This window comes from Streptomyces sp. NPDC001714 (genome assembly GCF_042892755.1).
In the GTDB taxonomy this organism is placed as follows: Bacteria; Actinomycetota; Actinomycetes; order Streptomycetales; family Streptomycetaceae; genus Streptomyces.
This window is the reverse complement of sequence record NZ_JBIAUL010000003.1, coordinates 99,252-112,956: the sequence shown is the minus strand read 5'-3', so window position 1 is coordinate 112,956 and position 13,705 is coordinate 99,252. Positions and strand designations below refer to the sequence as shown.

Here is a 13,705-nt window from a genome sequence, read left to right as displayed (position 1 = left end):
GCTGGTATGACCGCCGCTAACCGATCCGGCTAGAGCTACGGATCAGAAGGTTGTGAGGGGGGGTGGGTGCGGAGCCATTCGGCATCCCGGGACCCAGTGGGCTGGGGACCCCTATCCGGCCACCCCCCTTGGCCGCCGTGTTCTTCACCGAGAACATCGAACCGGCTCATCTCTGCCACGGAAGCTAACACCCCCCACTGACAACGCCCTTGTCACCGTGGCCGGCACCCCGGCAGACGTGCCAGAACCGTGCCAGGTCATGCGGGGAGCCACGGGGAACACCGGGGAACGCAAGCTGCGGGCGTTAGGCACCTACACCGTTGCGCCGCAGGTCAGCCCAGCAATCGCCGCCAAGAAACCTAAGCTTCCCAAGCTGAGAGCTTGGTCGACACCGCAGGCCGACCGCGCTGGGTAGGGTTTGCCGGGTGCGCTACCTGACGGAGGCTTTCGTTGTTGGGGCCCTGAAGCGTGGACGGCCGGTGGAACAGTTCCTTGGCCCGATCGGTGCTCCAGGTCGGCCCGGAGTCACCTACGTCGAGGTCCGTCCAGCGAAGGCGTCATACGAGGTCTACGTCCATACCGTTGAGGACGTCGGCCATGACAAGTTCTTCGACCTGGTCGAGTTTCCACCGTTCGACGCCGACGCGGACGAGGAGGAGTTCGGCCGACTCATTGCCACGACTGAGGACCCGTCCGCCGCGCTAACCGCTGCCCAGGAGGCCACGGGCGCAGTGCCGGGGAAGTGGGTCAACGAGAGCATGGTCCAGGATGAGTATGCCGACTTCGTTCGAGCGGGTCGGCCTGCGGACCAATCTCCCGACGGACTCCCCTGGCCAAGTCGCCGAGCCTGCGGCTGACATGCGCAGCAGTGAGTGTCTAACTGAGTGACAACGCAGGCGAACAGCGGCGAACAAGCCCGAACGTCTGCGAACCGTCAGTGCAGGTGATAGCCACACGAGCCCAAGGCAGCGCCCCCACCCAAGTTCTTCGGGACGAATAGGTCGTGGGTTCAAATCCCGCCACCCCGACAGCTACAACGCCAGGTCAGGGCCGGTTTTCCTTCACGGGAGACCGGCCCTGACTCGTTTCTCGGAGCCTCTGGGGAGTGAACGGGGAGTGGATCAAGGCGACCGGCCCGCTCGGCGCGCCGGCCGCCGCCGCGCGCCACATCAGGTAGGCCGGGGCATGAGGTGAGAACCGCGGTGGCTGGGGCGGGCGCCGACACGATCTTTAGCCACCTCCCTGGTCCGGGACCCGACGTCGAGCAAGGCCAGGGGGCGGATCGGGCTTATTGCGGGCAGGCAAGAGCGAGCCCGATCCGCGGCCGGCGTAAGGCCCCCTGGCCATGCCGACTCAGCCCGGGCAGGCCACCGGCCAAAGATCGCGCCAACTTCCGCTTGGGTACGCTCACCTGTAGTTGGGGCCAGATAGAGGATGTGGGAGGACGCAGGCGCCGTCATGTGCGTCGGAGGACCAGCACGGCCACGTCGTCGAGGTGGTCGACCGCGACCGCGGCGTCGAGGATTCGATCAGCGGTCTCCTCCATGTTCAGCCCGTCGTGGACTGCCTGTGCGGCCAGTGTTCCGGCTCGCTCCAGTCCGGCTTCCAGCGTCAGGCCCGGTCCTTCGACCACGCCGTCGGTGACCATGACCAGCGCGGTCTCCTCGTCCAGGGTGAAGGTCTCCTCGCGGTATTTGATGCCGGCCACGACGCCCAGGACCGGCCCGCCCGGCAGCTCACGGACCTCGTAGCTGCCGTCCCTGTGCGCGCACAACAACGGCACATGGCCAGCGCTGGTGCCGGTGACCAGTCCGTCGCGCGAGTCGACATACAGGAGGGTGCAGCTGGCGAATCGTGCGACATCCGTCGTGACGAGCAGCTCGTTGGTGCGGGTCAGCACGGTTGCGGGATCCGGTTCCTGGTCGGCGATCAGACGCATGGACAAGCGGACCTGTCCCATGAAGGCGGCGGCGTCCACGTCGTGCCCCTGAACGTCGCCGATCTCCAGGGCAATCGCGCCGTCGGACATCACGAACGCGTCGTACCAGTCTCCGCCGATGTCCAGCCCGTCCCGGCTGGGCCGGTAGCGGGCGGCGACCTCCAGGCCCGGGAGGTGCTCGGGCAGCGTGGGGAGCATGGTCCGCTGCAGCGCCGTGGCCAGCTCGACTCGCGCCTGCTGCAACCTGATGCGCCGCAGCGCCTGGCCCGCCAGGTCGGCCAGCGTGCCCATGAGGGTCCGCTCGTCCAGGGACGGCAGGTACCCGCTGTCGTAAACCATCCCCCACGCCCCAAGTGGCTGATCGCTGGCCTCGCTGAGGGGGGTGACCGAGATGGAGTAGTCGGAGCCGAGCCGGTCGAGCCGCGGAAATGGGCCGTGCGGCCAGCGGTGGCTGTGGTGCTTCCGGTTGCGGACGAACTGCGGCCGGCCGGTGCGGATCGCCTCGGGCAGCGGACTCGGATGATTCAGCCGCAGGCCGTACAGGGCCTGGACCTCGCGCATGGCTATCCCGGCATCGGTGGAGACATGCAGGCGGTCTTCGTCGACGAGTGCGAGCAGGGCGCCGCCGGCGCCGAAGGTCGCGGCGAGCCGGGTCAGGACGACCTGCTGCAACTCCTGCTCCGTGGCCGCGGTGATCAAGGCGGAGGAGAAGTCGGCGATGTCCCTGGCACGCTGTCGCTCGGCAGCCAGTGCGGCCTGCTCCTTCTGCTTGCGCTTCTCCTGTTTGGTGTCGTCGCGGACCACCACGAAGATCCGTTCGGGGCCGCCATACCCCAACTGGAGCCGACGGGTCTGAAGGGCCAGTTGGTGCCAGCCATCCTGCGGGGTGAGGTGCCGCAACCTCACCCAGGGGGACTGCTGGATGGAGGCCGAGCGCAGGAGCTGCCGGAAGGCCTCCCTGTCGTCAGGATGCACCGCCGAGATCACACTGGAGAGCGGCGTAGTGGAATCCGGGACGAGCGCGACCAGGGCGGGTGCGCCACCGAGCCACTCCAGCCGGTCCACCTGGGGTGAGTACATCCACAGGCCGAGGTCGGCGGCCTCGGTGGCCAACCGGAACGGGATCAACAGGCTGGACAGGTCGTACCCTGCGTTGAGCGCGTGGACCCAGACCAGCTGCTCGCCACCGGCGGAATCCTTCAGTTGCCGCGCCTCAAGCAAGCAGGCGACGGGTACTCCGCTTCGCCCGGGGAACTCCAGCACCCGCATCGCGACCGCATCCGCCCTGGCGGCGTGGACCACCAGACTCTCGGCCAACGTCCGCTGGCTCGGAGGCCACAGATCCGCGAAGTCACGTTCCAGACACTGCTCCTCCGACCTGCCCAGCGCCTCGGCCATCGCAGCGTTGAGGCCGCGAATGGCACCGTCCAGCGTCAGGACAGCCGACGGGCTGGCCCTTCGAAGAAATTCGACCGAGGCATCCATCTGTGCCTCCCTGGCGCATACCAAAACAACCTCTTCAGCCATATTCGCGTACTCTGCCGCGATGTATCAGTGAAGGGGGTGTGTCTGCCCGGATGCGTAGAGCGACGACTGCGCCGAACCGCTTGAAAATGTGGGCGGCGGACTGTGATGGGGACGAGGGGGCAACGGAGTTTGGTTGCCGTACAGCCGCGGAGTACAGCAACGGGCACGCGCCGCCTCTGCGGCGTGGCCTGCCTCCTGTCTCTGCCTCGGCAGGCCGCGCCCGGCGGCGCGCTACGTGCTGCGGGCGGAAGCGAGAAAGCCACCCACGGGCCAAAGATATGCCTCCGGCGGGGATCGGCCGGCACCGGGCTAGAGGGGGCGCCGTTGCCGAGTGCGGGCACGTCGTGGAGTGCGCGGGGAGCTCCCATCCCGTCCGCCGTCGGCCCAGGCAAAGCCGAGGAGACGTGGCCCATGACGTCCAGGTCGTTCGTACAGTGGCGCGCTCCACCTGGACGCCATGGACCACGCCCGCTCCACGGTGTGTGGGTCGACGGCGGACGGGATGGGAGCTGGGGAGAGTGGTGGGTGAAGGAAGCCCGGGACCTTGAAGTCCCGGACTACATGCAGGGGGTGCGCGGTTGTGGTCTGCGCATCCTGGGAGGTCGGGCCGCCGCCCTGCCGGGTCTGCGGTGCCCGCGTGTTCCACCCTTTCCACGTGGCCCTGCGACGGCCGTGGTCGACCGCGTCGGCAACAGACCCGGCTGCAGCCCTGTCACAGATCGGAGCCCTGCCCGGTCAATCACCCAAAAGGTACAAATTTCAACGACTTGATCTTTAGCGGGACCCGGCCGAGGTCGCCCATGTCCCGCCGGGACACATGCTGCTCCAGCCGTCCACCCCGCCGTGGTTCTGGTCGCCGCAGCCGACCCGCGTGAGAACGAGTCACCTAATGAGGAGGACAGCTCGATGACCAACACGGACAGGGTGACCCTTGGCAAGCGATTGAACATACGCGAGGTATCCGAGTCGGCGGTCGCGATGCTCGACGAGCGTGGGACGGTGGTGGCATGGACGCAGGCCGCCGAGCAGCTTCTCGGGTACTCCGCCAGGGAAGTGGTAGGCTGGTCCGCCGCACTCATACTGCCGTCCTCCGAGAAAACGCCGACAATATCGGCGCTCATCGAGCAGTGCCGTGCCCGAAATGACTGGTCGGGCACGATGACGGTGCGCCACCGCGACGGCCGCATGCTCGACATCAACCATCGGATCTCGATGTTGCGGGGGCAGGACGGAACATTCCGGTGGCTTGTGTCCGTCACCGACATCGGCACGCTCTCCCGGGAAACAAGAAACGGATCGCTGCGGGAGTCGCTCCTCACCCACGCGCCGATCGGCATCGTCATTCGCGACCCGCAGCTGCGTTGCGTCTGGGTGAACGACACAGCAGAGAGTCACGACGGCATCTCCCGTGACCGGCGGTTGGGCCGGCGACTCGCCGATTCACTGCCCGGCTTCGAGGCCGAAGCCCTGGAAGCGGTGCAGCGACAGGCGCTGCGGAACGGCACCACCGCGGTCCACGAATACCGGGCGTGGCCGACGGAAGATCCCAGCCGGGAGCATGCATTCGCGGTCTCATACTTCTGCCTCCAGGACGCGTACGGCAAGACACTGGGGCTGTGCGGCATCAGCGTGGATGTCACCGGCAGTCAGCGGGCGCGCGAGCGCCTTGCCATCCTCAGCCAGGCCAGCACGCGTATCGGCAGCACCCTGGACGTCATGCGGACCGCGCAGGAACTGGCCGACCTTGCCGTGCCCCTCCTGGCCGACTACGCCTACGTCGACCTGGTGGAATCCATTCCGTTCGGCGAAGAGACCTCGCCCCGAATCGACACGACGAGCGATCGTCCTACCGCTTTCCTCCGCGCCGGTCAGGCCTCGATCCACCCAGGAACCCCAGAGTCGCCCTATGCGCAAGGGGAGACGGTTTTCGTCCCCCCGACCTCGCCGCTCGCCAGCGCACTGCGCACGGGAAGGTCCCACCTGGAGCCGGTGCTGGACGCCTCCCCTGGGACATGGGTCGACCACGACCCAGCGCGGGCGCAGAAGATCCGTGAGTACGGGATGCACTCCGTGATGGTCGTGCCCATCATTGCGCGGCGCGCCGTCCTGGGTGTCGCGCTGTTCCTCCGCACCGAGGACCCCGTTCCGTTTCACGAGGATGACCTGCTGCTCGCCGAGGAGCTTGTCACCCGGGCCGCGCTGTCCTTGGACAACGCCCGCCAATACACGCGCGAGCACACCGCGGCCCTCGCGCTGCAACGGAATATGCTGCCCCACCGCTTGATGGGCGGCGCGGCGGTCGAGGTGGCCTGGCGCTACCTGCCGGCCGACGTGGACGCCGGCGTCGGGGGCGACTGGTTCGACGTGATTCCGCTGTCCGGCGCTCGGGTGGGCCTCGTCGTCGGCGATGTGGTCGGGCACGGCATCAACGCCGCCGCGACCATGGGCAGACTCCGCACCGCCGTGCGCACGCTCGCCGACCTGGAGATGCCCCCCGACCAACTGCTGGCCCATCTCGATGACACCTTCCAGCGACTGGCCGAGCAGGACGCCGACGCCGCGGACCAGACCCCCACGGTCGTAGCGGACCAGACCCCCACGGTCGTAGGCGCCACCTGTCTGTACGCCGTCTACGACCCGACCACCCGGAAGTGCACCATGGCACGGGCCGGGCACCCCCCACCCGCGATCATCGACCCGCAGGGACAGGTCACCTTCCCCGACCTGCCCACCGGAAGCCCACTCGGCATCGGGCTGGGCGCCCCCTTCGAGGCCGTGGAGCTGGAACTGCCCGAAGGCACTCTCCTCGCCCTGTACACCGACGGCCTGATCGAAACCCGTGACGACGACATCGACGTGGGAATGCGTTGCCTGGGCACCGCCCTGGCCCAAGCCAGTCACTCCCTGGAAGAGCTGTGCACCCGAGCCACGGAGACCCTCCCACGCCAGGCGCCATCCGACGACGTCACCCTGCTCCTGGCGCGGACGCTCTCCCTCAGCCCCACCCAGGTCGCCTCCTGGACGCTGCCGAACGACCGGACCGCTATCCCCAACGCCCGGCACATGGCAACCCGCCAGCTCACCGAATGGGGCCTGGAAAGCCTCCAGGACCCCACACAACTGATCGTCAGCGAACTGGTCACCAACGCCGTCCGCCACAGCACAGACCCGATCGGGCTGCGCCTGATCCACCACCAAGCCCTGACCTGCGAAGTATCCGACACCGACGCCCACTCCCCGCGCCTGCGTCACGCACGCACCACCGACGAAAACGGCCGCGGCCTCTTCCTGATCACCCAGCTGACCCGCAGATGGGGCGCCCGCCCGCAATCGGACGGCAAAGTCATCTGGGCCGAACAAGCCCTGGACTCCGCACCTTCACACGCGCCGGTCCCCGGCACGCCACCCCCACGCAAGGAATGACCGAGCCATCCGTCTCCGCCGCGAGCATCCGGCATGCTCCCCTGCGAGGGACACCCCGGCCGCCCAAGCGGGGCCGTCTGTGAGCCGTCCCAGGGAGACCAAGGACGACCCACGACGACAGAGAACAACGGCGTCCTTGCTGGTCAGGAAACATTGGCTGCAATGCGCCGAGATAGCCGAGCCAGGACATCACTTCTTCGGCCACTGGTGAGCTGGGGCCGCCCGTCGACACGCGTGCCGTGCCCATGCGTACTCCTACCTGGCCGGGACCGTGCCCTTGCGTGCCCGTCCGGCGGGACGCAGCGGGGACTCACGGGGTACAGCGGTGCCGACCGCGCTCCGGCCCAGGTCAGGGAGTTGCCAGGTCAGTCGCCATCCGCATACCCCGTCTTCCAAACTAGCTACGCGGGTTCGATTCCCGTCGCCCGCTCCATATGGCGTAGGGCCATGCCAGAGGTTCATTCCTCGGCCTGGCCCTAGTCGTTTCGGGGCTCCGATCCGCCCTCCGTACAGCCGCTGCACTCCGCAGGTGCCGGCGACGACCGTCTGCACAGCGGCTGCGCGCGTGAGATCCTGGAACTGCGGTGATGCGATGTGTCACACCTGGTGGTCGTACCCGGTCTCTCTTGTGAGGGGTGGCCTGCACACGCCCCCTCAACGCATCGTCGCGTCAAGCCTACGTAGGGAATGGTGTACATGTCGTACCCGAAGCAGGTGTATTTCGGAGATGGCGGCGAGATCAGCGCGAATTTCCGGCCGGAGAGCACCGGACCCAATCTCGGCGAGCCCGGCAAGGACGCCATCCACTATCTTGCGACCACAGCCACCACACGAGGCGAGTTCGGACTCTACCGAGTCGAGATGAGTCCGAAGGCAGGCGGCCCCAAGACGCATTTCCATCGGTGCATCTCGGAGTCGTTCTTCATCCTCGACGGAACCGTTCGCCTTTTCAACGGCGAGGAGTGGGTCGACGCGCAGAAGGGCGACTTCTTGCACGTGCCGCAGGGTGGACTTCACGCCTACCGCAACGACTCCGACGCTCCGGCTCAAATGCTGCTGCTCTTCGCACCGGGCGCACCGCGTGAGAAGTACTTCGAGGGACTGTCGCAGCTGGCCCATGCCACGGATGAGGAGCGAGCCAGGTTCCTCGACGAGCACGACTCGTACTTCGTGGAGTAGCCCGTCACGGTGACAAGGGGGCACTGGTTACGCTGGTCGCTCTGCTGCCGTTCGGCGCCTACACCCTTGGGTACGTGATCGGCTTCCGCTCCGCCAAACGGCCGCAGTCGAAACCCAGCGACGAGCCGCGCAGCGACACTGAAGATCCAGTTAGCTGAAGCAGCCGTACAGCAGCGAAGTACAGCAACCACAGCAGCCGCCAGCGACCGACACCGGCACTCACGATCCTCCCCGCAGCCTGTATGACCTCCAATGACCGATCTCTACAGAGCTACGGATCAGAAGGCTTCTGACATCCACGGCTGACATTAACGACGCCGGACGGGGGCGTACACCAGCGGCTCTGTCAGGCCGTCCCACCAGTCGCCGACCGCAGCCGAAGCGGTCTCGGATCGAAGTCCTAAGACGCCGTTTCTTTTGGTGGGGTGGGGCCGTTAAGCCTGCATGGAGAGGCTTGTAGAGCATCTGGTTCCGGACGGTCTGTGGGAGTTGTTCCGACGGATTGTGCCGCCGACGGTCGTGCAGCGGCCGCAGGGTGGTGGCCGTCGGCGTGCCGACGACCGGGAGGTATTGGCGGCGATCGTGTTCGTTGCCACGTCCGGCTGCACCTGGCGCCAGCTCCCCCCGGTCTTCGGAGCCCGTTGGCAGACGGTCTATCGCCGGTTTGCCCAGTGGAGCCGGGATCGGGTGTGGGCCCGGTTGCACCGAGTTGTCCTTGACGAGCTCGGCGCCCAGGGCGAGCTGGACTGGTCCCGGTGCGCCATCGACTCGGTGAGCGTCCGCGCCGTCAAGGGGGGCCACTGACGGGACCGAATCCGACCGACAGGGGTAAGAACGGGTCGAAGATTCATCTGATCTGTGACCGCAACGGCCTGCCGATCTCGGTCGCCGTCTCGGGCGCCAACCTGCACGACAGTCAGGCCCTGGAACCCTTGGTGGTGGGCATCCCGCCCATTCGATCCCGCCGGGGACCGCGCCGACGGCGGCCTGCCAAGCTGCACGGCGACAAGGGCTATGACTACGACCACCTGCGGAAATGGCTGCGGAAACGCGGCATCGTCCCGCGAATCGCGCGCCGCGGGGTCGAGAACTCAACCCGCCTCGGCCGTCATCGTTGGGTGGTCGAGCGGACCATGTCGTGGCTGTCCGGGTGCCGTCGGCTGCACCGGCGCTACGAGCGGAAGCCCGAACACTTCATTGGCTTCACTGCAATCGCGGTCATGCTCATCTGCCTGCGGCGTCTGGGTGTCAGCGCCGGCCGGTAGCGTCTGCCAGGTGACCGACGATGCCGTCATCTGGAACCGGCTTGCCGCCTTGCTGCCGGAGGCCGAAGCCCAGGAAGTCAAAGACTGCTGGGACATCGGAGAGCAGGAGGCAGGGCTTGGCCTGCTCGTCTCCGGCATCCTCGGCCACCAGGTGCCGATCAGCGAGATGGCCAGGGCCCAGATCTCCGTATTCGCAGAGACCTGGGGCGAGCGCGAGACCCTCACACCCCAGATCCTTCAGTGCCGTGATGACGGCACACCGGACCACCTGAAGCTGATCGAAGGCGACGGAAGCACCGTCCCCGAGGCAACAGGTGTGGCCGAACAGGACCTGGCCGGTCTTGTCCTCGTCCCCTGGATCACCTGCACGAGATGCGGCCAGGTCCTGATGCGTGCCCATGCCCGAGAAAGCTGGGGAGATCTCTCCTACCTGGCGCGGCACTACGTCATCACGACGCAGAACCGAGCCATCGTCCTGCGACTGTTCCCTGCCGACTCCGCCAACGTGGCCTTCGCGGCCCTCCAGCACGCGTGCTCATACGCACCATAAGAAACGGTGTCTAAAGCGGTGGTCACCAGCGCGGTGTCGGGAGAGTCCAGACGACCGCCCGTGCCAGACGCGTGCCAGATCGTGCGGGGAACCACGGGGAACACCGGGGAACAAGATGCTGGCCCACCAGGGCCCAGCGCTTCTCCATCGCCGTCAGCCCGGCCGCCGCCCGCAAGTAACCCAAGCTTCCCAAGCTGAGAGCTGCAGCCGGATGTCTGACGAACGGTCGTTGGCCTGCTGTCCAGTGCGTTACTGATCTCCCGAAGGCGCCCCCCGGGTAGAGCAAAGGCGTTGCTGGGGTTTCGGTACGAGTGCCCGCCGTCGTTGACCCGGACCCCGTTTGCCAGCCTCCAGCGAGCAGGAGCCCATTGGCCCTGGTTCTCCAGGAGCATGCTTGCCACGTCGGCCGGCTCCTCGATCAGGGTGAGAGCGGCGAGAGCGGTGGTGAGGGTGACGGCCGCGTCGTCGGGAAGTCGCGCATCGCCGAGTGTCGGGAAGAGCAGCAAGAGACGGGCGTCGGGATTGTCAACGCCCTCGGTGGCCGGCTGTCGGGCAGCGGACAGCAACTCCGGCCAGGCCATTCCAGGCCCCATGAAGTGACCGTCATCCACGGCGAGGGTTTCCGCCGCGGACCACGCCGGGTGATGTATCAGGTAGTCCACCCCGCGGTCGCCCTCGATGTTGCGGTAAACGACGTGGATGGTGTGCCCCGAGGACAGAGGCACGCTGAACACCGGCCACTCACGCTCGGAAGACAGCACGCGATACAGCTCCATGGCCGCGTCCCAGTCGGCGCCGAACGCAGCTCGCTGCGCGTCCTCACCGCGCAAGGAGCTGCCGAGGTGCACGGGCCAGAACAACGGATCGTCCAGGTAGGCACTGCCGTGGACCAGAGGGCCATCTTCGTATCCGGGGATCTTCAGCACGCGAGGATGATGGCACGAGGGACAGACACCACCCCGGGGTGCGAGGTTCGGCCGCCCCGTCTCAGTTTCCGTCTCATTCACCACCGTTCGCTGACGTTCAGCCGAGATCAGAACGCCGCTCCCGCCCCGGGCCAGCCGCCCATGAACGCAGGTGAACGCCCCTGCACGCATCCCAACACCCCACCACCACAGTTGGAAAGGGTGTTGGTCTTCACGACAACGCCGGCCCACGACACCGCCAGTCGCGGCAGCTAGTACTGCAACGGTGCTTGCCGTGACTGCTGGCCAGCTCCGTCGTTGGTGTGGTCATGGGTGGGGACCTTGCTGATGTCAGGCTGTGGGCGGGTGAACTGAACGCAGTGCATGAGCGGTTCGTGCACCGTTTCAGCAGGTCGGAGCCGCGGGAGTCGGCACTGGCTTATATGCGGGGCCTGATCGCTCCACTGCAGCGCAAGAACGGCTGGACCCTGGCTGAGGAAGCCGGTCACGCAGGCCCGGACCGCATCCATCGGATGCTGAACCGGATCGAGTGGGACGCCGATGAGGTGCTCGACGACGTGCGCCAGTACGTCGTCGACAACCTTGGCGACCCGAACGCCGTCCTGGTCGTGGACGACACGGGCTTCTTGAAGAAGGGGACGCGGTCGGCCGGGGTGCAGCGGCAGTACTCCGGCACTGCCGGGCGGACGGAGAACTGCCAGGTAGGTGTCTTCCTTGCCTATGCCACCGACCGCGGGCGGACACTGATCGACCGGCGTCTGTATCTGCCCACCTCCTGGACCGACGACCGGGAAAGGTGCCGCCGGGCCGGCATCACTGATGAGGTCGCCTTCGAGACCAAGGTGGCCATGGCCAAGGCGATGGTCCGCCGCGCCATCACGGACAAGATCCCGTTTCGCTGGGTGACCGCGGATGCCGCCTACGGCTTCTCCAAAGGCTGGCGCTCCGAGCTGGAGAGGGCAGACGTCTTCCACGTCATGGCCACCACCCGACACGACACCGTCGTCACTCGCTGGGCGATCGACCATCCCGTCCACGACCTGTTCAACGGCCTGCCACGGCAGAAATGGAAGCGCCGTTCCTGCGGCACCGGGGCTCACGGCCTGCGGATCTACGACTGGGCCCGCGTCGAGGTCCGGCCCTGGCACCGACCCGACCGCCGTCACTGGGTGATCGCCCGCCGCAGCGTCGCCCGCCCGCAGGAGATCTCCTACTACATCGCCTACTGTCCCGCCGATACCACGCTGGATGACCTGATCCGCATCGCGGGCAGCCGATGGGCCATCGAGGAATGCTTCCAGAGCGCGAAGCAGGAATGCGGCCTGGACGACTACCAGGTCCGCCGCTACCCCGGCTGGCACCGACACATGACCCTGGCCATGGCCGCCCACGCCTGCCTGACCGTCCTGCGAGCCCGCGAGCTGGATGCCGGGAAAGCAGAAACGGATCCTCCCAGCTCATCCACCTCAGCCTCGCCGAAATACGACGGCTGATCACCCGCCTCACCGACCGCCGGCCCACACCCGTCGCGCACATCCTGCACTGGTCGACCTGGCGCCGAAGACGCCAACACCAAGCTCACCTCAGTCACTACAAACGACGCGGACACAGCCCCTTACCTGGCCAGCAGTCACGGCAAGCACCGTTGCAGTACTAGGTTGAGGGCGTGGACGAGGAAGCGATCACCATCAAGCTCACGCGCGATCAAGCGTTCGTGCTGTCGGACTGGCTCTACCAAGTCATGTTCCAGTCCGACGACCTTGAAGGGATCGTGCACGACCGAGCCGTCTGGTCGCCGATCTACGCGATCTCCGGAACGCTGGACAAGACCCTGAGCGAGATCTTCATGCCCGACTACGGCCCACGCCTCGAAGCGGCCAAGGAGCGTCTCCACGCCGATCTGTACGGGGGAGCAGACGAGCCGACGACGCCAGGCCAGGACACGACCGACGCACCACAAGCGCACCAGATGGAGCGGGGAACAGCGGGGAACCACGGTGAAAGCGACCGAGGGCAATGAGACCCGGTGCCAGGTGAAAGACCAGTTCAGCGGCCCTACCAGCCGCAAATGCCCCCAGCTTCCCAAGCTGAGAGCGCGAGTTCGATTCTCGTCACCCGCTCCAGCAGAAACCCCCAGGTCGTGGACCCGGGGGTTCTTTGTTGTCTAGACCAAATCGAGGGCCGCATGCCTCCGCGTGCCCTTAAGGAGCACACCGGCTTGGCCTCCTCCCCTGCCGCCACCTCCTCGGCCCACGTGCTCCAGCGACGCTCGATCGGGAGTCCGACTCACTCCGCTCAAAACCTCATTACGATCACCGGCCATGGACTGGCTCGGGCGGATCGCGAAGCTCAGGCAGTGGACCAGCGGCGGAACGCGCGCCCCGCACAAGCCGCTGTCGCTCCTGCACGTCCTCGGCCGGTTCCAGCAGAACGCCGATAGCGAACTCCGCTACAGCGCGGTGGAGAAGGACCTGCAGAGTCTGCTGACCGAGTACGGCCTGCCCAACAGGACAACGCCCACCTACCCGTTCCACCACCTCGTCAGTGACGGTGTGTGGGAATTGCGTACCGACCAAGGGCACGGCAGCCCCTGGACCGGGCTGCGGATTCTCCGGGAGACGGGCGCCACCGGCCGGCTCGCACTGGAACTCAGAATCGCCCTGCGCGGCGAGCCCGAACTGCTGGGGCGGATAGCGCGGCTACTGCTCGACTTGAACATCCCGCCCCGCAACGAGTTGTGCGAAGCCGTCGGCCTGGAACGTCGCATCTTCGTGCCGTCGGTCGTCTCGTGCGGTGTGCGTTCTTCGCCTTGGCGGGTCAGGTCGATATCGAACTGCGGTGGGTCATGTGATCCCGGGAAGTTGCGTCCGGCACCTTGAACCGTGGTTCGGCAGCG

Annotated in this window: 9 protein-coding genes and 1 pseudogene; 8 read left to right on the top strand and 2 right to left on the bottom strand. The window is 66.9% G+C overall.

What is annotated here, in order from left to right; translation table 11 throughout:
• The first annotated feature begins 425 nt into the window (after positions 1 to 425).
• On the top strand, positions 426 to 857 hold the full coding sequence (locus ACFY0P_RS09250; protein WP_388909049.1) for a hypothetical protein: 432 nt from the start codon (positions 426 to 428) through the stop codon (positions 855 to 857).
• A 599-nt stretch (positions 858 to 1,456) separates the two neighbouring features.
• On the opposite strand, the gene ACFY0P_RS09245 is transcribed toward ACFY0P_RS09250, so the two are convergent.
• Positions 1,457 to 3,424: a SpoIIE family protein phosphatase gene (locus ACFY0P_RS09245; RefSeq protein ID WP_388909047.1), complete on the bottom strand. Its 1,968-nt coding sequence runs from the start codon at positions 3,422 to 3,424 to the stop codon at positions 1,457 to 1,459.
• 948 nt (positions 3,425 to 4,372) lie between these two features.
• Here ACFY0P_RS09245 and ACFY0P_RS09240 point away from each other — a divergent pair.
• The 4 genes from ACFY0P_RS09240 to ACFY0P_RS09225 all read left to right on the top strand — a co-directional run bounded on the left by ACFY0P_RS09240 (position 4,373) and on the right by ACFY0P_RS09225 (position 9,883).
• A complete protein-coding gene (locus tag ACFY0P_RS09240) occupies positions 4,373 to 6,889 on the top strand; it encodes a SpoIIE family protein phosphatase (RefSeq protein ID WP_388909045.1) in 2,517 nt (838 codons plus the stop codon).
• 696 nt (positions 6,890 to 7,585) lie between these two features.
• Positions 7,586 to 8,068 carry a cupin domain-containing protein gene (locus ACFY0P_RS09235; RefSeq protein ID WP_388909043.1) on the top strand — a complete coding sequence of 161 codons (483 nt, stop codon included), beginning with the start codon at positions 7,586 to 7,588 and terminating at the stop codon, positions 8,066 to 8,068.
• A gap of 444 nt (positions 8,069 to 8,512) precedes the next feature.
• Positions 8,513 to 9,333 (top strand): IS5 family transposase gene (locus ACFY0P_RS09230; RefSeq protein ID WP_388909041.1). Its coding sequence is split into 2 segments (ribosomal slippage): positions 8,513 to 8,860 and positions 8,863 to 9,333, totalling 819 coding nucleotides; the frame shifts between segments, so codons are not numbered across the junction.
• Between the two features lie 10 nt (positions 9,334 to 9,343).
• Complete coding sequence (locus tag ACFY0P_RS09225) at positions 9,344 to 9,883, top strand: hypothetical protein (RefSeq protein WP_388909039.1); 540 nt, start codon at positions 9,344 to 9,346, stop codon at positions 9,881 to 9,883.
• Here the strand turns inward: ACFY0P_RS09225 and ACFY0P_RS09220 are convergent.
• Positions 9,775 to 10,809: a hypothetical protein gene (locus ACFY0P_RS09220; protein ID WP_388909037.1), complete on the bottom strand. Its 1,035-nt coding sequence runs from the start codon at positions 10,807 to 10,809 to the stop codon at positions 9,775 to 9,777. The genes ACFY0P_RS09225 and ACFY0P_RS09220 overlap by 109 nt on opposite strands.
• 308 nt (positions 10,810 to 11,117) lie before the next feature.
• On the opposite strand from ACFY0P_RS09220, the gene ACFY0P_RS09215 reads away from it, so the two are divergent.
• The 3 genes and pseudogenes from ACFY0P_RS09215 to ACFY0P_RS09205 form a co-directional block, all read left to right on the top strand.
• Positions 11,118 to 12,302, top strand: a complete 1,185-nt coding sequence (locus ACFY0P_RS09215; protein ID WP_388909035.1) for an IS701 family transposase — start codon at positions 11,118 to 11,120, stop codon at positions 12,300 to 12,302.
• Positions 12,303 to 12,475: 173 nt separating this feature from the next.
• Positions 12,476 to 12,829 carry a hypothetical protein gene (locus tag ACFY0P_RS09210; protein WP_365706094.1) on the top strand — a complete coding sequence of 118 codons (354 nt, stop codon included), beginning with the start codon at positions 12,476 to 12,478 and terminating at the stop codon, positions 12,827 to 12,829.
• Positions 12,830 to 13,130: 301 nt separating this feature from the next.
• A pseudogene (locus ACFY0P_RS09205) lies at positions 13,131 to 13,568 on the top strand (restriction endonuclease); the annotation flags it as partial.
• Positions 13,569 to 13,705: the final 137 nt, after the last annotated feature.

Excerpts from the sequence above, each read along its gene's own strand:
- ACFY0P_RS09245 (WP_388909047.1), bottom strand. The coding sequence starts at position 3,424 with ATGGATGCCTCGGTCGAATTTCTTCGAAGGGCCAGCCCGTCGGCTGTC.
- ACFY0P_RS09240 (WP_388909045.1), top strand. The coding sequence starts at position 4,373 with ATGACCAACACGGACAGGGTGACCCTTGGCAAGCGATTGAACATACGC.
- ACFY0P_RS09235 (WP_388909043.1), top strand. The coding sequence starts at position 7,586 with ATGTCGTACCCGAAGCAGGTGTATTTCGGAGATGGCGGCGAGATCAGC.
- ACFY0P_RS09215 (WP_388909035.1), top strand. The coding sequence starts at position 11,118 with ATGGGTGGGGACCTTGCTGATGTCAGGCTGTGGGCGGGTGAACTGAAC.